This window comes from Butyricicoccus faecihominis (assembly GCF_024462775.1).
Classification (GTDB): Bacteria; Bacillota; Clostridia; order Oscillospirales; family Butyricicoccaceae; genus Agathobaculum; species Agathobaculum faecihominis_A.
Genome location: NZ_JANGCE010000034.1, coordinates 1 through 19,436, shown reverse-complemented (window position 1 = coordinate 19,436; position 19,436 = coordinate 1). Strand labels below are relative to the sequence as shown.

General features: G+C 57.3%; 19 protein-coding genes. 2 read left to right on the top strand and 17 right to left on the bottom strand.

The genetic code is table 11. The features are described 5' to 3' along the window. Positions 1-12: 12 nt before the first annotated feature. The 5 genes from NE562_RS14800 to NE562_RS14780 form a co-directional block, all read right to left on the bottom strand. Positions 13-954 (bottom strand): 1-phosphofructokinase family hexose kinase, encoded by a 942-nt coding sequence (locus tag NE562_RS14800; RefSeq protein ID WP_280963189.1) that lies wholly within the window; start codon positions 952-954, stop codon positions 13-15. Positions 955-1,084: 130 nt separating this feature from the next. Continuing rightward, the gene (locus NE562_RS14795; protein ID WP_280963188.1) at positions 1,085-1,873 is read right to left on the bottom strand and encodes an esterase/lipase family protein; all 789 of its coding nucleotides are present in this window, start codon (positions 1,871-1,873) and stop codon (positions 1,085-1,087) included. Then, positions 1,860-2,423, bottom strand: a complete 564-nt coding sequence (locus NE562_RS14790) for an accessory gene regulator B family protein (RefSeq protein ID WP_280963187.1) — start codon at positions 2,421-2,423, stop codon at positions 1,860-1,862. The genes NE562_RS14795 and NE562_RS14790 overlap by 14 nt, the downstream gene beginning before the upstream one ends. Positions 2,424-2,431: 8 nt before the next feature. Continuing rightward, the gene (locus NE562_RS14785; protein WP_280963186.1) at positions 2,432-3,790 is read right to left on the bottom strand and encodes a sensor histidine kinase; all 1,359 of its coding nucleotides are present in this window, start codon (positions 3,788-3,790) and stop codon (positions 2,432-2,434) included. An 8-nt stretch (positions 3,791-3,798) separates the two neighbouring features. Then, the gene (locus NE562_RS14780) at positions 3,799-4,521 is read right to left on the bottom strand and encodes a LytR/AlgR family response regulator transcription factor (protein ID WP_280963185.1); all 723 of its coding nucleotides are present in this window, start codon (positions 4,519-4,521) and stop codon (positions 3,799-3,801) included. Between the two features lie 363 nt (positions 4,522-4,884). On the opposite strand from NE562_RS14780, the gene NE562_RS14775 reads away from it, so the two are divergent. Further along, a complete protein-coding gene (locus NE562_RS14775) occupies positions 4,885-5,598 on the top strand; it encodes a hypothetical protein (protein ID WP_280963184.1) in 714 nt (237 codons plus the stop codon). A gap of 871 nt (positions 5,599-6,469) precedes the next feature. Here NE562_RS14775 and NE562_RS14770 read toward each other — a convergent pair. From NE562_RS14770 to NE562_RS14715, 12 genes are all read right to left on the bottom strand, one after another. Continuing rightward, complete coding sequence (locus NE562_RS14770; protein ID WP_280963183.1) at positions 6,470-6,952, bottom strand: 23S rRNA (pseudouridine(1915)-N(3))-methyltransferase RlmH; 483 nt, start codon at positions 6,950-6,952, stop codon at positions 6,470-6,472. Then, positions 6,934-7,755: an MBL fold metallo-hydrolase gene (locus NE562_RS14765; protein WP_280963182.1), complete on the bottom strand. Its 822-nt coding sequence runs from the start codon at positions 7,753-7,755 to the stop codon at positions 6,934-6,936. The genes NE562_RS14770 and NE562_RS14765 overlap by 19 nt, the downstream gene beginning before the upstream one ends. A gap of 63 nt (positions 7,756-7,818) precedes the next feature. Then, complete coding sequence (locus NE562_RS14760; protein WP_280963181.1) at positions 7,819-9,117, bottom strand: UDP-N-acetylglucosamine 1-carboxyvinyltransferase; 1,299 nt, start codon at positions 9,115-9,117, stop codon at positions 7,819-7,821. A gap of 171 nt (positions 9,118-9,288) precedes the next feature. Beyond that, on the bottom strand, positions 9,289-10,098 hold the full coding sequence (locus NE562_RS14755; protein ID WP_280963180.1) for a hypothetical protein: 810 nt from the start codon (positions 10,096-10,098) through the stop codon (positions 9,289-9,291). 22 nt (positions 10,099-10,120) lie between these two features. Beyond that, positions 10,121-11,422, bottom strand: a complete 1,302-nt coding sequence (locus tag NE562_RS14750; RefSeq protein ID WP_280963179.1) for a hypothetical protein — start codon at positions 11,420-11,422, stop codon at positions 10,121-10,123. Beyond that, positions 11,419-13,194 (bottom strand): cell wall metabolism sensor histidine kinase WalK, encoded by a 1,776-nt coding sequence (locus tag NE562_RS14745; protein WP_280963178.1) that lies wholly within the window; start codon positions 13,192-13,194, stop codon positions 11,419-11,421. The genes NE562_RS14750 and NE562_RS14745 overlap by 4 nt, the downstream gene beginning before the upstream one ends. Before the next feature lie 3 nt (positions 13,195-13,197). Next, positions 13,198-13,893 (bottom strand): response regulator transcription factor, encoded by a 696-nt coding sequence (locus NE562_RS14740; protein ID WP_280963177.1) that lies wholly within the window; start codon positions 13,891-13,893, stop codon positions 13,198-13,200. 42 nt (positions 13,894-13,935) lie between these two features. Continuing rightward, on the bottom strand, positions 13,936-14,475 hold the full coding sequence (locus tag NE562_RS14735; RefSeq protein WP_280963176.1) for an NUDIX domain-containing protein: 540 nt from the start codon (positions 14,473-14,475) through the stop codon (positions 13,936-13,938). A 14-nt stretch (positions 14,476-14,489) separates the two neighbouring features. Further along, positions 14,490-16,394: a glycoside hydrolase family 13 protein gene (locus NE562_RS14730; protein WP_280963175.1), complete on the bottom strand. Its 1,905-nt coding sequence runs from the start codon at positions 16,392-16,394 to the stop codon at positions 14,490-14,492. Positions 16,395-16,554: 160 nt separating this feature from the next. Further along, positions 16,555-16,995: a MarR family winged helix-turn-helix transcriptional regulator gene (locus NE562_RS14725; protein ID WP_280963174.1), complete on the bottom strand. Its 441-nt coding sequence runs from the start codon at positions 16,993-16,995 to the stop codon at positions 16,555-16,557. Next, the gene (locus NE562_RS14720; protein WP_280963173.1) at positions 16,967-18,298 is read right to left on the bottom strand and encodes an MATE family efflux transporter; all 1,332 of its coding nucleotides are present in this window, start codon (positions 18,296-18,298) and stop codon (positions 16,967-16,969) included. Before NE562_RS14720 ends, NE562_RS14725 begins: the two co-directional genes overlap by 29 nt. A gap of 129 nt (positions 18,299-18,427) precedes the next feature. Then, the gene (locus NE562_RS14715) at positions 18,428-18,766 is read right to left on the bottom strand and encodes a hypothetical protein (RefSeq protein WP_280963172.1); all 339 of its coding nucleotides are present in this window, start codon (positions 18,764-18,766) and stop codon (positions 18,428-18,430) included. A gap of 127 nt (positions 18,767-18,893) precedes the next feature. On the opposite strand from NE562_RS14715, the gene NE562_RS14710 reads away from it, so the two are divergent. Then, entirely contained in the window at positions 18,894-19,115 is a 222-nt protein-coding gene (locus NE562_RS14710; RefSeq protein ID WP_280963171.1) for a helix-turn-helix domain-containing protein, read from the top strand. Positions 19,116-19,436: the final 321 nt, after the last annotated feature.

The following is a 19,436-nucleotide window of genomic DNA, read 5'->3' as shown; positions in this document are numbered from 1 at the left end:
GCTTTTGATTTTTTAAACTACATATACCTCTGTGGTCTCGTATACCTCGTACACCTTTTTCAGCGTAGCCATCTCGGTACCGGCGAGGCGGCTGGACGCGCGGGCGGTGGCTACGGCAAAGCGCGCCATCTCGTCGAACCGCAGGCCCTTGCTGAGCGAATTGGCGATCGCGCCAACCATGGCGTCGCCCGTACCGACCGAACCCTCGTCATAGATCTTGGGGTTGCAGTTGACATACAGCGCTTCGCTCTCGTCCTTAGAGACCAATAGCGCGCCTTCCTGCGCCATGGATACGCACACGGCGCGCGCGCCAAGCTCGAGCATCTTGCGCGCGGATACGACGACCTCCTCCGGATCGGCGGAGGGCTTATCGCCCACGGCGTCGGCCAGCTCAAAGATATTGGGCTTGACAAAATCCGGCTCACAGTCGAGCGCGGCCTTGAGCAGCTCTCCCTCGGCGTCGATAATGAGCTTGCAGCCCGCTCGCTTGATGGTCTTGCAGATCTTTAAGTAATTTTTCAGCGGAAAATCCGGCGGGCACGAACCGGCGAGCACGAAAATATTGCCTTCGTCCAGATAGTTCTCCATGCGGTCGATCAGGCGGAGAAAATCCGCGTCTTCGATCTTGGTGCCGGGCTCGTTCACCTCGGTATGGCCGCCCTGCGCGTCAATGATCTGGGTGTTGACACGGGTTTGGCCCGCGATATCCACAAAATCATGGTGGATATCGGCCGAAGTAAGCGAATCCTTCATAATGCGGCCGTTTGCGCCCGCGCAAAAGCCAAGCGCGATGCTTTCGCCGCCAAGGGCCTTGACCGCGCGGGAAACGTTGATGCCCTTGCCGCCCGGCTCTAGATAGCTGGACAGCGCACGGTTGAGCTTACCCACCACAAGCGGCTTGTCAATACGCAGCGTACGGTCAAGCGCGGTGTTCAGCGTAATAGTAATAATCATGGGAGCGACCTCCTCAAACTCTAGGACCGCGGGCGCGGCTATGCCGTATGCCTTTGATCGTATAGTTCTATTTTACAAAATTGCAAGCACAATGTAAACCCTTTTTGAAAATTCGCCTGAAACTGGCTGATTATCCTTCCAGCCCCCGCAAGCCGCGCACCAGTTCCGCATAAAAGGATAGCGGCCGGAACCGGGGCGTATCGCGCCCCATGGAATCCACCAGCTCCTGATGGGAAACGCCGTGCAGCGTGCCCCGGTACACGCCCCATTTGGCCGATTCCGGCGCGACCAAGCCGTCGGTCTCGCCCACCAGCGGACGCAAAACGGCATGGCTGGCCGCCATGAGCGGGTCGGTGCGGCTATCCGCCAGCTCCGCGCCCCAGCTTTGATAATACACGCGCGCGTCATCCGGATTTTCCCTGTTAAAGCGGACAATCGCCTCGCGCGTGATTTCGCGGCCCGCGCGCAGCACCGCAGGGTCGCGGTCGCCATGGCGGCGGGCATGCGCCTCGGCCGCCACGCTCCACAGTTCCACCCCGGGGTGCAGACGCAAAAGAAGCTCGGCCAGCGGCGCGCCCCGGTTGGGCGTGGACAGCATGGTGAGCGACGCGACGCAGCCGCCCAGCCCCAGCGTGGAAATCAAATAACGCGCCTCCAGTCCGCCCTTGGAATGGGCGATCAGGTGCGCGCGGGGCTGTCCGGTCTCCCGCAATGCGTCGCGCAGCGACAGCGCAACCCGCCGCGCGTTACCGGGCACCGCGCCCCACGCATCCTGTCCGCCGAAATAAACGGCCACGCCGTGCGCACGCAAAAACGCCGGCAGCCTGCCCCAATACGGGCGGGGCGACTCGTCCCAATAGCCCATGCCGTGCACCAGCAAAATGGGGTACTTGGTCTTTAAAAGTTCATCTCTCCCCATGGGTCCCCGCCTTCATTTTGCAAACGCACAGCGAAACCGCCGTGCAAAACAGCACGATCCCGGCGAGCCTGCCGAAAACCGCAACACGCAGCCAAAGCAGCGCGCACATAAGGGCCGCCACTACCAGCACGATCCCACGCGCCACCCGCTTTGCCAGCTTGAACCGCGCGGGGCTGAGCGGATTATTTTCATGCGGGACCGGTGCCATGCGCCAGATCGCGGCCGCCGACAGCAGCCCCACCGCCAAACACAGTCTTGCGGGCAGGTAATGTCCGCCCAGCATGGCCAGCGCCCACACCGCGTTGCTCAGAACAAAGCAGCGCAGCGGCGTTTTCGCATGATAGCCGCCCGCCCAGTTGCGCAGCGGCATGAACAGCAGATCGAACCAGAGCGTCTGCCAAAGCACATGGAACCAAAGCGCCAGCGCCAGCTGCACGACATTGTACGCAAGCGTATTGAGCAGGCAGAACAGGCCGTACTCCTGTACCGCCGCATCCTCTTCCTTGATCACGCCGTAGCGGACCAGAAAGGCGCTCCATCGTTTCAGCATGTCGTTGTCTACTCCTTTTCAGGCTCTATCACACTTATGTTTATGGTTTCGCCGCATTCGTTCGGCAGCAGGACCGTGATGCGGAAGGTGCCGGTATCCTTATGGTATTCCGCGCCGCACATGCCGTTGTACTTATCGGCCACGCGCCTGACCTGCGTCAAGCCAATGCCGTGCAGCAAGCCGCTCTTGGCGCTTTTGAAGCCGTTTTTCCCCTCTAGGGGTTCGTTTTCACTCGGGTTCTCGCAGAAAACGACCAGCCGGTACCTCTGCTGCGCCACAATCAGACGCAGCCAACGATTTTTTGGATCCGCGTTCCTCTCGCATGCCTCGATCGCGTTATCGAGCACATTGAACAGAACGGTGCAAAGGTCGCTCGTTTTTACCTCGTTTGTGTCCGGCAGGCTGAGATTGACCCGTACCCCGATACCGGCCTCGCGCGCGCTGGACAGCTTTGCGTGCAGCAGCGAATCAATCGCGGCGTTGCCGGTATTGACCCAAACGCCCGCGCCCTCTGCGGTATCCGATATCTGTTTCACGTATTCGAGCGCCTGACCGCTCTCGCTCTGTTCCAGCAGACCGGCCAGCGTTCGCAAATGGTTTTTCAGATCGTGCCGCATTCCAAGGATATTTTCGTACATGGCGGTAAGCGCCTGACGCTGTCTCTGCAAATTCTCCTGCTGCATGGCTTCGGATTCCAAACGGTATTTCCGCTCGGTCTCGCGCGACAGGCTAATAAACAGTATGGTGATCAGCACCAGCAGCACGAAAAGCACGATCGGCAGCACTTTCAGAAAATAACCGACATCACCCGTATTGTTCAGCACATAGGAAAGCGCCGTGGCGCTGCCGCCCAGCAACGCCGCGCCCGCGCTCAGACAGATCAGTTGCGGCGCGCGGAGATGCCGCGTATCCGGCACGCTCCGCTTGCGATGCAGAAAAAACAGCGTGCCGCCGAGCACTAAATACATCAGGCCGCGCGATTCCAGAATCCCGTATACCATAAAAAACGGTGTATCCGCCACCACCGTGACCGGGATTTTGAAAAGCGCCGACAGCGTGAGCGGCACCGTGCTTTCGCAAATATACATCAGCGCGTTGGCCAACGCGGGCAGGCAAAGTGAAACGCACCGCTTATGTTCCGAGACAAGATAGCAAAATACGATCTCCCCCACGAAAACAATGGCGAATTTGATCAAGTAAAACACCTGCAAGACGCTCATGATAGACGAGAGCGCAGCGCTGCACACAACAAAACAGATCCACTTTTTGTGGACCCATTTACTTCCCTCCGGCAAAAGTACGGTATTATAAAAGGATAGCTTGAGCGACGCATCCAGCATGGAGGAAAGGATCATTAAGATGTTCATTGCCGTTATCATAGGTTTTCTATAACGCTTTCCATGCGTTCAATCGTGGCGCGCTGAATCTTATCGCGGTACAGGCGGCTTACCGGCACCTTAATATCCTTTTTCAGGATCATTTCCGCGCCCAGCACCTTGGATACATAATCGACATTGACCAAATACGAACGGTGGCACTGCATAAAGCTCTCCTGCGGCAGCTTTTGCAGCAGTTCATACATGGTCATACGGCAGGTGACCTCGCCCCGATTGTGTACGATCCGGCACTCGTGGTCCATGGCTTCGACGAACAGGATATCGGCGTAGGAAAGAATGATCTGCTTGCCCCGCTGCGCAATGACGAGCTTTGCGTCCTCGCGCAAGCGCGCGTACCGCTCCGCGTGCTCCAAGCACTTTACGCAGTCCCCCTCTTTCAGCGGCTTGAGCAAGTAATGATAGGCGTGCACCGAATACCCCGCCATTTGATACTGACCGTGGTTGGTCACAAACACGATCGGCACATCCTCCGATATGGTGCGGATCTGTTTGGCGGTCTCGATCCCGCTGCGGTCCGGGGTTTCTATGTCAAGAAAAAAGATATCGGTATCGATGATTCTTTCATCGGTAACGTCGGCCCCGGAAACGCAACCGGTCACATGAACATTGATATTTTTATTCTGTGCCGCTTGCTCGATCGTTTCCTTGCACATTTTCAGTTCCCATTCGTTATCTTCCAAAACAACAACTTGCAAAACCATTTTGCGCTTCCCTCCCCACCCGTTGCATTTCACGTCGTTTAAACGCTATTTCACGGAAAAACTGTTGTCAAATTCCAAACTCTGAGTTATATTGATTATACGTTAAAGCGACAAATTTTTCAAGTCCATAAAGGAGGACTATACTATATTGCGCCTAAAAATATTTTAGGCCGCGTGCTTGTCTATGCCGCTTTAGCAAATAACAGTCTGTTTTTATTTCTAAGACAACATTTTTCCTCCGTTGTCTTAAGAAGTGTTGTTGCAGATGAAAGAGGTGCGTGTATTGCTGTTATAAAAAGTTAATAAGTTTATTATTTTTATTTTTTGTTTATATTAATATATTAATATTTAAGTGAGGTAATTATGAAAAGATTTATAAGTGCTTTAATCCTATTTGGCATGTTTGCAAACATTTTAACCGCAACTGCTGTTGATCAACTGCAAACTGACATGCCTATTTACAATGAAGAAAACAAAGCACCTTTAGACCAAGTACTTGTAGATGTCAAAGCTGAATATCCGAACGCACAAATCACTGTAAGTAATGGTGCTATCCAAGTTTACGTTTCAGATTCCAGTGCAAGCCCGTTTGCTGCCTCATCCTATAATTTGGTTGATCGAAATGGTGGCTGTTGGCGTGAGTTTACCCCGCCCTTCGGAACTACATCTACTACTACCTTTCCATACGCATGTATTTATCTACCTAAGGATGAAGCATCAGCTACTTATTATGCGAAAACAAAGCCTAGTATTGTTGAGGCAATAGCAGATTACATCGGGGTTGGTATTTCCATTTCCAGTATACCTGCATTGATTAAGAAAAGCTATAATGTTCCCTTAACTACTGCTGGGGTTACTCTTATCTATTTATATTCAACATATAGCTTTTTTGACGCATTAGACACAACAAAATTCTCCAACGCGTATAACGGTGGTAATGCGGTTAGAATGATGCTTGCCACAAATCAGGGGTGGCCACTCAATGTTTATTCCACTTGGGACGGCGTAAATGTTAATCCCGACCCCTATTCAAACTGGAAACCGACTTGGCACTCCGGAGAATACTATTATCATTAAGCTTCTTGGTATAAGAGGGTTAAAAATGTCTAAAATATTTCGGCACAACGTAAATCTATACTTTTTAATACTATTTGTTTTAGCTGCCGAAGTTCTGCGATTTATTGTTTCTCTTTGCATTTCAACCTATTCCATTTCTGGTGGATTGACTGATCGACTTTTTAATATGTACTTATTTTACTTTTACTTTGACGCAGTTCTCTTTCCATGGATTTTTCGACTGTTTATTGATGCTTGGAAACTAAGTCGCTGTTTTTTACCGCTTATTATGATTCCAATTCCATTTCTCCTTCTCGCCCGAGATCTTATCAGGTTATATAATGCAAGATATTATTAGTAGTTATTATTCAGACATTCCGCAATAAGATTATATCTTGCACTTCTTATGTAATATCTGCTAATATGACTTTGTGATTAACAACAACGCAAACACACTTCTGCACTGGTACATGCCCTCTGGCGCTATGCTGGCACCAGAGGGCATATATTTATATCGATTTTAAGCTAGTGTGCAATATTTTTTGCTACAGCATTTCATTAACAGAATAGGATCAACAGTGTTTTTCATACTTTTACACGCAAATTTTCTTTATTTTTCTATTTCCAAACCTTTTCACGTCGCGTTAATTGCATTTCACGTCAAAGGTATTTACAGACGATGGTTTTGATGTTACAGTAATCATGCTCTTGTGACATGGAAGAGCAAAAATGTAATCGCTCCCCGTGAGCGGCTGCAAAGACTGCGGCCAAGCCACTTGCGCCGCGTCTCAATTACAATGACCACTTCTTCATTTCTATCATACAAAAAGCTCCTCATCCGAGGAGCTTTTTGTATTTTATCGGCACTTTTGTGATCGTTTGCGTGAACCGCTTACTTATGATACTTGCCGCCCGCGGCGATATTCAGCGCGCGGTAAAGCTGTTCGAGCGCCATGACGCGCGCCAGATGGTGCGGAAACGTCATCGGCGACATGGACAGCCGCAAATCGGCCCGTTGCTTGATACGCGGGGCAAGGCCGCACGAGCCGCCGATCAGTACGCACAGGCGGCTCACGCCCGAAACGGTGAGCTGCGACAGGTAGGCGCTGAACGCCTCGCTGGAAAGCGTCTTGCCTTCCACGCACAGCGCGATTACCTTGGCCCCCGGCAAAAGCTGCGCTTCGATCGCCGCGGCTTCGCGTTCCAACGCCGCGGCGAGCTCGCCTTCAGAGGGCGACTGCGGCAAGCGCTGCTCGGGCAGCTCGGCCACTTCCAGCTTGCAGTAAGCGCCCAGACGTTTTCGGTATTCGGCGCAGGCGTCCGCCCAAAAGCGCTCGCCCAGCTTGCCCACGCAGATCAGTCGTACAAAGAGCATTGCACGCCTCCCTCTAAGACAATGGGCGCATCCATGCGTTCGCGCGGGGCGATGTACACCGCGCAGGGCGCAAGGCCCTTGAGCGCCAGCTGCGTTTGCTGCAACGCGAGCGCGGGCATGTTGTTATGCTCGCTCAGGTGCGCAAGAATCAGCGTGCGCGTGCCGCTTTTGACCAGCTCCGCCGCGCAGACCGCGCAGTCCGGGTTGGACAAATGGCCGCGCGGACCGCCCACGCGCTGCTTGAGCATGTAGGGATAAGGCCCGGCCGCGAGCATGTGCGGATCGTGGTTGCTCTCTAAAACGACCGCGTCGCACCCGCGCAGCTGGTCGGCAATCTCGCCCGGTACAAAGCCCAGATCGGTCGCAAAGCCAAAGCGCGTGTCGCCGTTGCTCAATATGTAGCCCACGCTGCCCGCCGCGTCGTGCGGCGTGTCGAACGGCGTGACCCCGATCTCGCCGATGCCGAAGCGCTCGCCCGGCTCGAACGTGGTAAGGCGCCCCTCCGGCGCGGTCTGCTTGAGATGCAGGGCAAGCGCGGTTTCCGCCGAGGCGTAGACCGGCGCCTGACTTTTTTTCAAGAACATCGGCAGGCCCTTGATATGATCGGTATGATCGTGCGTGATGACCACGCCCGCGATTCGGTCGAGCGACAGGCCGACCTCGTGCAGCGCGGTCGTTATTTTGCGGAGCGATACGCCCAGATCGATCAAAATCGCGGTGGAGCCGCACATATACAGGCCGCAGTTGCCCGATGAGCCGCTCGCAATGCTGTAGTAAAAGCGCTGCGTCATAGATTTTTTCATACTCCTTTGTGCTCAGTCAAGAGAAAAGGGGCGGGAACTGCCGTCCCCCGCCCCAATGTACGCTTAGTTTGCCTCTTGCATGCCGTTTGTGTTATCCGGGATCTCGGAACGGTACATATCCGCGCCCAGCGCCACAAACTTTTCCACAAGCGTTTCATAGCCGCGCTCGATGTTCTGCACCTGCTCGACCTCGGTCACGCCGCCGGCCGCAAGGCCCGCAATGACCATGGCCGCGCCCGCGCGCAGGTCGTGCGCGCGCACCGGCGCGCCCTTGAGTTCGCTCACGCCCTCCACGATGGCGATCTTGCCGTCCACATGGATATTGGCGCCCATGCGGGTGAGTTCGCCCGTATAGCGGTAGCGGCTGTCCCACACGCCCTCGGTGACGATGCTGGTGCCCTCCGCCAAGCAAAGGGCCGTGGTCATCTGGGGCTGCATGTCGGTCGGGAAACCGGGATAGGGCAGCGTTTTCAGGTTGGTCTTGGTCAGCCGTCCCATGCGGCGCACGAGCACCGCGTCGTCAAACTCGGTGATCTCCACGCCCATTTCCTTCAGCTTGGCGGTAATGCATTCCAGATGCTTGGGGATGACGTTTTTCACCAGCACCTGCCCGCCGCAGGCCGCGACCGCCGCCATGAAGGTGCCGGCCTCGATCTGATCGGGGATGATGGAATACGAGCCGCCGCGCAGACGCTCCACGCCGCGGATTTTGATCACATCCGTGCCCGCGCCCTTCACGTCCGCGCCCATGGCGTTCAGGAAGTTCGCCAGATCGACGATGTGCGGCTCCTTGGCGCAGTTTTCCAGAATGGTCTGCCCCTTGGCCAGCACCGCCGCCAGCATCACGTTCATGGTCGCGCCAACGGTGACGACATCAAAATAGATGTGCGCGCCGTGCAGGCCGTCTTCCGGCGCTTCCGCGCGGATAAAGCCGCCCTTGGGCAGGGTTACCTTGGCGCCTAATGCTTCAAAGCCCTTGATATGCTGATCGATCGGGCGCACGCCGCCGAAGTTGCAGCCGCCCGGCATGGCCACCTCGGCATAGCCGTATTTGCCGAGCAGCACGCCCAGCAGATAATAAGAGGCGCGCAGCTTGCGCTCCAGCTCGTGGGGCTCCAGACTCGGCCGGAGGTTGTTTTCGATCTCGACCGTGGTCGCATTGACCAAACGGATATGCGCGCCGAGCTCGCGCATGATCTCAAGCTGCAATGTTACATCAATGATCTTGGGCACGTTCTCGATCCGAACCGGGCCGTCCGCCAGCAGCGCCGCCGGTACAATGGCAACCGCCGCGTTCTTCGCACCCGAAATGGTCACCTCGCCATTCAGGATCTTGCCGCCGTTGATTACATACTTGGTCAAAGCCTACCTACTCCTCACTCTTCTGTCCCGCGCCCCACAAAAAAAGTCGCGTTTCTTTTCTCTACATCACATTTTATGGCCGGAAGGCGCACTTGGTGCGCCCCGCACAAAATCTCACAATATATTCTACCACAAATTCCGGGAAAGGAAAGTTCTTTTTCCCGTTTCCCATTAAATCTCGGTTTTTTTGGCACAATCCACCAAATATTCGTGCTCGCTGGTTCGGATTTTCCAAGTTGGCGTGAGCTGCAAACGGCGGCCGCTGTCCTGCTGCAAGCGGTAGCCCACCGTCATTTCCTGTATCTGCCCGATATCCGGCGTGGACGCGGCAAAAGCGAGCAGCGCATCCGCCGCCGCGCAGTTCACCACGGTCTCCCGCGCGGTCGTGTACGGCGTGCCAAAGCTCCAAAAACCGGATAGGGAGACCGTTTCCCCCTCGTATGTCAGTTGCAGCGACCGGTTGTGCACCGGCAGGCCCGCGACCGGACCGGTCAGCGTGGCGGCGCCCTCCGCAAAGGCGATCGAATCGCCCTTATCGAGCAGGCCCCAATCGCGGATGTAGGCGCGCAGGCGCTGTTCCGCCTGCCGCATGCCCTCCGGCGCGCCGCGCGTATCTCTGGCATGGCCCTGCACGGTGCCGTCGCCGTTCCATGCGACCTCGCCAAGGTCGCTTTCAAAAAGCACGGTGCCGTCCTCCCGCTCGGTGCGCTGCATATCCGCGCCCAGCATCGCGCGGGCGACCCGTTCCTCATCCGCGCGGCTGCGGTCCAGCGTCAGGGGCGGCAGAACCTTGTCATCGGGCAGCCGAAAGCTCTCGTCGAGCGTAACGCCGCTTTCCGCAAGCAGCGTGCGCACATGGCTGTTCAGCTCCTCCGCGCGCGATACGCGCTGATAGTACTGAAACCCCAGATTGCCCAGAAGGAACAGATTCACCGCCAGCAAAATGACGATCAGTACGTTTTTTACCTTATCCCATTGCAAAGCGGCGCTGCCTCCCTTCTGATCACTTCAAATAATAACGGCCGGGCACATAGACCCCGTCCTGCTCACGATAAGCGACGATCAGCTCACGCGCCGAGCCGTCCGACGCGGCGGCGGCCTGTCTGGCGGGCATGACGCCCTGCCGCACGTCCTCCGCCTCGAACCGCTGCAGGTGGAGCGAAGCCGAAAGAAGCGCCCCTTCGCGGAACACAAAGGTGGCAAAATCGGTCTCGCCCAGAATCGGCACGCCGTTATAGGTCTGCACAAAGCTGAGCGTGGTCACACCATCCTCCTGCTGCACGCCGCAGAGCGACGCGCGCGTTTCCGCTTCCACCGCGCGCAGCGCGGTGTCGAGCACGGTGCGCGCGCAGTCGAGCTGCGCGTCCAGCGAGGCAAGACCTTCGGCCTCGCCCCGGTCGTACGCGGAGATCGCGCCGCTTTCGCCGGAGGCGGTATACTGCGTCAGGCCATCCGCGTAAACGCGCATGGTCGACACATCGTCCGCAAAGACCTTGCTCTTTCCATCCTGCTCGGCATAGGAGCGCACATAGGGCGTATACTGGAACGCGTTCAGCAGCGTTTGCAGGCTGCCGCCGCCCTGTGCGTCAAACAGGTCGAGCGCGGTCGCCTCGAGGCGCGGCAGGGTCATGACGCCCTGATCGAACAACAGCGTTTCCGGATAGACCGCGTACGCGCTGCCGGAAAATTCGCAGACCGTGCCGCGGAAGCTCTCCTTGGCGCGCTGTATCGTGTCCGCGCTCACTTTCGCGGGTGCGGAGTACAGTTCCCCTTCCCCGGTGCGGATAAACAGCAGGCCCTCGCTTTCCGTATACACAAGCGTTTCCGCCGCGATGTTCAGATTCGACGAGCCGCCCAGCCAGCCGGCCAAGACAGGCACGCGGATCGCGCCGTGGTAGCGCAGCAGCGCGGCGTCGCCCCCGGCAAGGGCCGCGGCAAGCGTTTGATCGTCCGTTTCGTTTAACTGCACGGCGGAACCCAGCACCTCGGCCCAAAGCGGGCTGGCGGCCTCTAATCCGGCTTCCAGATCGGCCAGATTATACTGCACGCCCGTCAGCTTGCCATCCACGGTGATCGCCATCTGCACCGGCTCCGCCGCCGCGATGCCGGAAGAGCGCAGCTCATACCCGACGGCGCCGCCGGAAAGCTGATCGTATACGCGGCGCAGCGGGTTGTTCGCGGACATCTGCGATACGTTCAGCGCGGTGAGCCAGCACGCCGCGCACAAAACGCCGAGCAGCACCACCAGCGCCACCAGCAGGATATTTTTCGCTGTGTTCCCCGCCGAGTGGCTGGCCCCGGTCATACGGCTCCCTCCTCGGTCGGCTTCAGGTTCGTCGGCAGGGTGATGGTCACGATCGTGCCCTTGCCGTACTCGCTTGCGAGCGCGATCTTGCCTTCATGCTGCTCGATGATCTCCTTGGCGATCGCGAGCCCAAGGCCGGTGCCGCCCGCCGCGCGGGAGCGCGCCTTATCGACGCGGTAGAAGCGTTCAAACAGGCGCGGCACATCCTCCTTGGGAATGCCGATACCGTCGTCCTCCACCGTGATACGCACGCGGTCCCCCGACAGCGTGCAGGCGGACAGATGGATATGGCCGCCCTTTGGCGTATATTTGACCGCGTTCGACAGGATATTGATCACCACCTGCTCGATCCGCTCGCGATCGGCCACCACGCGGGGCAGATCGTCCGGCAGCTCGTCGATCAGGGTATGGCCGTTCTCCTCCGCGTTCAGGCGCATGGCCTTGGACACGCCGCGCAGCATATCGCGCAGCGAAAACCGCGTCATACGCAGATCCATGCGCCCGTAATCGAGCTTGGACAGCGTGAGCAGATCGGTGACGATGCGGGTCATGCGGTCGGTCTCGCTGGAAATAACGCCAAGGAACTGCTTTTCCGTCTCGATCGGCAGCTCGCCCGCGGCGTCGGTCAGGGTCTCGGTATAGGAACGGATATTGGTAAGCGGCGTGCGCAGCTCGTGTGAAACGTTGGCCACGAATTCGCGGCGCGCCTCGTCTAGCTTGCGCTGCTCGGTGATATCGTGGATGACGGCGATCACGCCGCCCTCGCCGTCCAGCGCGCCGTAGGGCGCGAGCGTGACCGAAAGCACGCGGCCGAAGCGCGTGATCTCGCTCGTCATGAACGAACGCATGGCGGTCTCGTCCGAATCGGGCATGTTCAGATCGGCAAAGATCTCGTCAAAGGTCAGGTTTTCCTCAAAGCGGATGCCGAGCATGTTCTCGGTCGCGGGGTTCATATGGATCAGTTTGCCCGAAGTGGTGAAGGCTGCGACGCCGTCCGTCATGTGCAAAAACAGGGTGGAAAGCTTGTCGCGCTCGCCCTGCACCTCGCCCACCGTGCTTTTCAGGGTCTTTGCCATGTAGTTGAACGAGCTGGTCAGCTCGCCGATCTCATCGGCGGACTGTACGCCCAGCGTTTGATCGAAGTTGCCCTCCGCGATGCTCTTGGCGCCCTCGGTGATGCGCTCGATCGGGGTGGTGATAGTTTTGGAGAGCAGGAACGAAAGCAGAATGGCGACCACCAGACCGAACATCATCGCCTGCATGACGGTCGAGAAAAAGCGGCCCGACAGCTCGGAAACATCCCGCTTATCATCCGCGATGTACACGATGTAGCGCTCGCCGCCCGCGTCGATCGGGATGGCGACGTCCATCACGTTACCCGAGACCGCGCTGCGGTCGCCCACCTCGCCGGCCATGGCGGCCACGATATTGCTCGTGCGCGTCATTTCCGCGCCGAGAATGGCGTTGGAGCCGCTTTTAAACTGCCCCGCGCTGTCCAGTACGTAATAGTTGCGCGAGGTGTTGTTGACGCCGAGCCGGGGGGCGAGCACGGAAAGGACCTCGTCCAGCCCTTCCCAGCCCTTTTGCGCGGCGCTTTCCTGCAGCGAGCGCATGGTATCCTCTTCATTGAACACACGGTCTACCTGCGTGCTGAAATCCTCTAAAAAATAGGTGGAAACGCTGTTGATCAGAAACGTGCCGACGACCGCCATCACCGAAACGATGAGCAGCACCAGAATCAGCACCAGCTTCATATGCAACGATCGAAACATCTGTTACCCCTCGTCCGCAAAATAATAACCCATGCCGCGCTTGGTCATCACGTAGCGCGGGCTGGCCGGCTGATCCTCCACCTTTTCACGCAGGCGGCGGATCGCCACGTCGACGGCGCGCAGATCGCCGTAGTACTCATAGCCCCAAACCTTTTCCATCAATTCCTCGCGGGAAAACACCTTGCCGGGCGCCTGCGCCAGAAAGCAGAGGATATCGAATTCACGCGCGGAAAGCTCAAGCGCGCGGCTGTTTTTATAAACCATGCCGTTTTCCTGCGAGATACGCAGGCCGCCGCCCTGCTGTGCGGGCTGCTTTTCGCGCTCCTCCCCCGAAAGGGTGCGGCGCATGTTGGCCTTGACGCGGGCCATCAGTTCGCGCATGGAAAACGGCTTGGTGATATAATCATCCGCGCCGAGCTCCAGCCCCATGACCTTGTCGGTTTCTTCCTCGCGGGCGGTGAGCATGATGATCGGCGTATCCGAATCGGCCCGCACCCGTTTGCACACCTCAAACCCGTCGATACCGGGCAGCATCACGTCCAGCAGAATCAGATCGGGCGCGCCCTCCTGCGCGAGGCGCAGGCCGTCGTTTCCATCGTATGCGGCGAGCGTTGCATAGCCCTCGCGTTCCAGATTGAACACTAGGATATCGGCGATCGCCTTTTCATCCTCGACCACCAGAATCGTTTTCTTTTCCATGTTGTAAAACCTCCGCTTTTCGCCGCACGCCAAATGTTTCGGTCAAAACAGCCCCGCGAGCCTTGCGCGGTACATTGCCACGATGGTTTTCGCGTCCCGTATCTCGTCCGCGAGGATCATACGCTCCACCTCGCCGATCGGCAGGCGCACGGTCTCGACGAACTCATCGTCGTCCGGCTGCATCTCGCCCTCGGTCAGGTCGAGCGCGGCAAACAGATAGACGACCTCGGTCAGAAACCCGGGCGACGGGTACTGCGCGCCGAGCGGCACAATGCGCCCCGCCGTGCAGCCGGTCTCCTCGCGCAGCTCGCGCGCGCCGCAGGCCGCTTGGTCCTCCGCCCCGTGGTCCAGCTTGCCCGCCGGAATCTCCAGCAGGGTCGTTTCGTACGGATAGCGGAACTGCCGCACCAAAATAATATTGCCGTCCCCGTCGATCGGCAGCACGCCGACGCCGCCGACATGCTCGCACACCTCGCGGCGGGCCTTTTTACCGTTGGGCAGCAGCACTTCGTCCAAGCGCGCCTTCATGATGCGTCCTTCAAAGAAATACTGGGCGGAAAGCTGTTTTTCTGTAAAATCCATCTTTATTTCTCCTTTTACGGGTTGCCGAAGCAGCGCAGGATATACGCGGTCTCCGCCGGTACCGTGATGCGCACGCCCTTGCTGTCCGCATGGTCGAATTCCTCGCCGGAAAGCAGATCGATCGCGTACACCGCGTCGATATAGGTGCGCACATCCTGATAGCCGCGATTGACCATAATCAGCATGCGCGACTGCGGCCCCTTGCGCTCGAACTGAAGCAGGCTGCCGTACGATTTCAGGAATTTCAGATCGCCCCGCGCCAACGTATCGCTGTGGGCGCGGATATTGCACAGGTTGCGGTAAAAGCTTAAAAGCTCGCGGTCCTCCGCGCCCCACGGATAGGTGCGGCGGTTGAAGGGGTCCTCAAAGCCCTGCCGACCTGCTTCGTCCCCATAGTAGATCGTGGGCGAGCCCGGCATGGTGAATTGCAGCACGGCGGCCAGCTTGAGCCGCGCCTTAGCCGCGGCCAATCGCTCGGGCGGCAGCTCGTACTGCGCGCGCTCCTCGCGGCCGGCGTTCCAAAGCTCCTCGGGCGCGCCGAGCACGGTCAGCGCCCGCGCGGTATCGTGCGTGCCGATGATGTTCATCAGGTTATAAAACACGGCGCGCGGGTAGTTTTCGCGCACGCACTCCATGGTTTCGGCAAAGTGCTCCGCCGTGCCGCCGTTCAGAAACGCGAGGATCGCGTCCCGCAGCGGGTAGTTCATCACGCTGTCCAGCTCGCCGCCGTGCAAATAGCGGCGGCGTTCGGAATAGGCGATCTTGTTGGAGGCGTCCTCCCACACTTCGCCGATGACGAGCGCATCGTCCTTTTCCCGGCGCGCGGCCGCGTTCAGGCGGCGTATAAACGAATCCGGCAGTTCGTCGGCCACATCCAGCCGCCAGCCGGACGCGCCAAGGCGCAGGTACCGGCGGATGACGCTGTCCTCGTCCTCAATGATATAGTTTAGATAATCCTCATCCATTTCGCGCACCTGCGGGAGCGTGTAAATGCCCCACCAAGAGGAATACTTGTCGGGCCACGATTGGAAGTCATACCAGCCGTAATACGGCGAATCCTTGGATTGGTGCGCGCCAAGGCCTCCATACCGGCCGCGGCCGTTGAAGTAGCGGCTGTCAAACCCAGTATGGTTGAAAACGCCGTCCAGCACGACGCGCATGCCGCGCGCTTTGGCTTTGCGGCACAGTTCGACAAAGATCTCCTCGCTGCCCAGCAGGGGATCGATCCGCTTGTAATCGCCGGTATCATAGCGGTGGTTGGAATAGGCCTGAAAGATCGGGTTGAAATAGATGGTGCGCACGTTCAGGCTTTCCAAATAATCCAGCTTGTCGATCACGCCGCGCAGCGTTCCGCCGAAGAAATCGTTATTGAGGATCTCTCCGTTCTCATCGGGCTTATAAGCGGGGATGTCGTCCCAGTTTTCGTGCAGCACGCGCGGGGCGATGCCCTCGCCCTCGGGCTGGACCGGCACGCGGTCGCGGCAGAAGCGGTCCGGAAAAATATTGTAGGAAATGCCCTCGCCGAACCAAGCGGGCACCTTGTAATCCGGGTCGTACACCGTGAGCTGGTATTTATCTCCGATATTATCGAGCAGCTCGCACCGGCCGCCGTAGCCGCGCATGCAGTAATGCGGACCGTCCGACATTTCAATGGTAAAGTAATACCAATAAAGTCCGGGATGCTCGGGCGTAAACTGAACGCTGTACCGGTCGCGCTCGCCAAAAATGCCGTGCCAACGCATGGGCAGGCTGCGCGCCACGCCGCCGTCCTCCTCGATCCACAGGGTCGCATGGGCCGTGCCGCGCGCGCGTTCCGGATAAGCGGAAAAAACAACGGGTTTGCCGGCGGGCGCCGCTCCGTACGGCGTTTTGCAGGCTAAATCGCGGGAATGATACATGCAGTCGGGAATGGTTTTCAATACGTTTCCCCCAGTAAAACTCATATTTAACATGGCCCGTAAAACCATAGCAGGCCAGATTACTCTGTATATCATTATAGCACAGCGCGGCCGTCCGGTAAACAAAAATCGATCGAAACCGCAGTTTCGATCGATTTTGAAACCTTTCTGTGTGAAAAAACTACAATTCCAGCGCACGGCGCAGCGCGGCGCACAGGCATTCGCTGCCCGCCACCAGCGCCTGACGCTGCTTGGCGGGCAGATCGCCCATCGCGCGCCGTTCAAATTCACGCAGCGCCCCGCAAACCGTTTCGGCATAGCGCCGCCCCGCCGCTGTCAGCACAACGTTTTTCTGTCTTCTGTCGTCCGGCGCGGGCGTGCTTGTGACATAGCCTTTTTTGACAAACCCCTCGATCACGCCGGACACGGTCTGCTTGGAAAGCTGCATCCGCAGGCAGATCGCGCGCTGGGACAGCGGCTCCTGCTGATCGTTCAGGGCAAGCAGGACATACAGCGCGTTTGTGGCGATGCCGTTTTGCGCGGCCCACTTATCATAGGCGGCGTTGATACCGAACCAGCTTTCATAATACCGGTCAATACTCTGATCGAGCGACTGCATCATAACTTGCCCCCTTTTTGCTTATTTTATCCCGGGCCAGCAGCACCGCCAAGAGCAGGAGCACCAGCGCCTGCGCCACCGGCAGCGCCGCCCATACGCCCGTGAGCCCGCCCCAGCGCGGCAAAATCAGCAGCGCCACCGGCGAAAACACCAGCGGATCGCCGTAAACGAGCAGTGACGACCAAAGCGTGTGCCCGGACGCGTAGAAATACGAAATAAACAGCTTACCCACCGCGAGCAGCGGGAACGCCGCGCCGAACACCGGCATGGCGGTGCGCAGCAGACCGGCTACCTCGTCCGAAGCGGCAAATAACTGCGGCAGCAGCGTGCGGGCGGGCAGCGTGACCAGCGCGAACAGCAGGCCGCACGCGAGCACGGCCCCGATCCCCCGGCGCAGAAGCGCGCGCTTGCCCCGCGTATCGGCCGCGCCGTGGGCGTAGCTGACAAGGGGCTGCAACCCCTCGCCCACGCCGGAGATCAGCAGGATCGCCGAAGCGACAAAGTAATTGGCCACCGAATACGCCGCGACCGCCGTATCGCCGCCGTAATGCAGGCACTGGAAGTTGCTCATCACGGTGATCAGGTTGGGCATCAGTGACAGACCGAAGGGCGCTACGGCGGTGGCCGCCGTGCGGCGTATCAGCCGTGGTTCCGGTTTAAAATCCCGCGGTTTCAGACGCGGCAGCAGGAAGCACAGCGCGGCGGCGGCCGTGACCGCCTGCGCCAGCACCGTGGCCATGGCCGCGCCCCCAAGCCCCCACGGCAGCGCCATGGTAAATGTCCAGTCCAGCAGAATATTGGTGACCAGACCGCCGCCCATGATGCACATAGCCGCGACCGTGCGGCCCTCGCCGCGAATCAGCGGCGTTAACCCCGCGCCCAGCACCTGCATCCCGCCGCCCATGGCGATGATGCGCAGATAGGCCACCGCCGCCTCGTACACTTCGCCGCGCGCGCCAAGCAGCCGCGCCAGCATGCCGCAGGCGGGCACTAAGACGACCGCGCTGGCAACGCCCGCCAGCGCGAGCAGCACCATGGCGTTGCCCCGCGCCCGCGCGGCCTGCTCCTCCTCGCCCGCGCCCCGCGCCGCGGCGACCATTACCGAGCCGCCCGCGCCCAAACCAACGCCCAGCGCCATCAGCACCGCCGCGACCGGCCAAACCAGCCCGATCGCGGCCAAGCCCACATCGCCCACCGCGTGTCCGACAAAAAAGCCGTCCACGATTGTATATAGGCCGCTGAGCAGCATGGTAAACATACTTGGCAGTACAAACCGCCAGAAATTCTTTTCAATAGGTGTTTTCATAAGCCCTCCATTAGTCCGGGTTGGGACTAATGGATAGTCTATCACAAAGCGCTTTTTCTGTCACGTGGGCATAGTGCACAAACTTTACAGTAGCATAGTTTGCATGAATAATTTTATGTAAATTCTTTTTTACTCCCAATATTTTTTGCCAAACAAAGCACCGTAATCATACATACAATAGCATAAATGTTCTGTAATCTTGTTATAGGAATTTAAAATACACTCCACGTCTAGATCCTCATTGACATTCAGCTTTGCGCATATATTATTTGCTGCATTATAAATATCCGTATAGGCCGAACCACAGACCGTGCCCTCCTTAAATTCATCTTTAACATAAAACTTTTTATTTATTTGTGGCGAGCAAAATGTCATGTCCCCTATCATCATTTCATACACCAAGTATCTTTTTTTCTCATATTTTTTACGCTTTCTTTTTTGCTGTTCTTGTGTTGGCTTCTTTTTCATTAGTAACAACTCCTATATAAAAAACATATCTCCAACAGTGTCTTTATAACGACACTGTTATAAATCCTATTTTACGCACATAATGTGATTAATGCAATAGATGTTTTAATATATAATAGGTGTATAAATGATAAAATTCGACAAACTGTGGCAAACGATGAAAGATAAAGGTATTACGCAGTACGATTTATATACTCATCACCACATAAGTAATTCATTACTTGATCGGCTTCGTAAAAATAAAAACATTGAAATTGTAACAGTTGACCGATTGTGCAATATTCTTCACTGCAATGTTGAAGATATTATGGAGCATTTTGACGACGATAACGTTGCTGACACCGAATAGTGGGGATTGCAAAATTGCAATCCCCACTATTTTTAAATATAAATGGTTTTATGATATTCGGTTTTGCTCATTTGTCAAGTCCTCTGGCAAATTCGGTTCGTTTTCAGGCAAAATTTGCATGGCACGGGTCGCGGTTTATTGCAACGGTGAACGGCGGAGCGTGGTTACCAATGTCATTTAGTTAAGGAATTTTTATATGTTTGTCATCCTGAGCGGAGCGAAGGATCTCGCGCGAACGCGCGGTTCCTACCGAAATTCGCGCGTTAGCGCGAGATTCGCTCTCATTCGATCGCCGCTCGGCGGCGAAATGAGGATAGCGGA

Coding starts and splice junctions, on each gene's coding strand:
- NE562_RS14790 (WP_280963187.1), bottom strand. CDS start 2,423: ATGCTGAAACGATGGAGCGCCTTTCTGGTCCGCTACGGCGTGATCAAG.
- NE562_RS14770 (WP_280963183.1), bottom strand. CDS start 6,952: ATGCTCTTTGTACGACTGATCTGCGTGGGCAAGCTGGGCGAGCGCTTT.
- NE562_RS14715 (WP_280963172.1), bottom strand. CDS start 18,766: ATGAAAAAGAAGCCAACACAAGAACAGCAAAAAAGAAAGCGTAAAAAA.
- NE562_RS14800 (WP_280963189.1), bottom strand. CDS start 954: ATGATTATTACTATTACGCTGAACACCGCGCTTGACCGTACGCTGCGT.
- NE562_RS14750 (WP_280963179.1), bottom strand. CDS start 11,422: ATGACCGGGGCCAGCCACTCGGCGGGGAACACAGCGAAAAATATCCTG.
- NE562_RS14775 (WP_280963184.1), top strand. CDS start 4,885: ATGAAAAGATTTATAAGTGCTTTAATCCTATTTGGCATGTTTGCAAAC.
- NE562_RS14785 (WP_280963186.1), bottom strand. CDS start 3,790: ATGAACATCTTAATGATCCTTTCCTCCATGCTGGATGCGTCGCTCAAG.
- NE562_RS14795 (WP_280963188.1), bottom strand. CDS start 1,873: ATGGGGAGAGATGAACTTTTAAAGACCAAGTACCCCATTTTGCTGGTG.
- NE562_RS14735 (WP_280963176.1), bottom strand. CDS start 14,475: ATGGATTTTACAGAAAAACAGCTTTCCGCCCAGTATTTCTTTGAAGGA.
- NE562_RS14780 (WP_280963185.1), bottom strand. CDS start 4,521: ATGGTTTTGCAAGTTGTTGTTTTGGAAGATAACGAATGGGAACTGAAA.
- NE562_RS14710 (WP_280963171.1), top strand. CDS start 18,894: ATGATAAAATTCGACAAACTGTGGCAAACGATGAAAGATAAAGGTATT.
- NE562_RS14765 (WP_280963182.1), bottom strand. CDS start 7,755: ATGAAAAAATCTATGACGCAGCGCTTTTACTACAGCATTGCGAGCGGC.
- NE562_RS14725 (WP_280963174.1), bottom strand. CDS start 16,995: ATGATGCAGTCGCTCGATCAGAGTATTGACCGGTATTATGAAAGCTGG.
- NE562_RS14745 (WP_280963178.1), bottom strand. CDS start 13,194: ATGTTTCGATCGTTGCATATGAAGCTGGTGCTGATTCTGGTGCTGCTC.
- NE562_RS14720 (WP_280963173.1), bottom strand. CDS start 18,298: ATGAAAACACCTATTGAAAAGAATTTCTGGCGGTTTGTACTGCCAAGT.
- NE562_RS14740 (WP_280963177.1), bottom strand. CDS start 13,893: ATGGAAAAGAAAACGATTCTGGTGGTCGAGGATGAAAAGGCGATCGCC.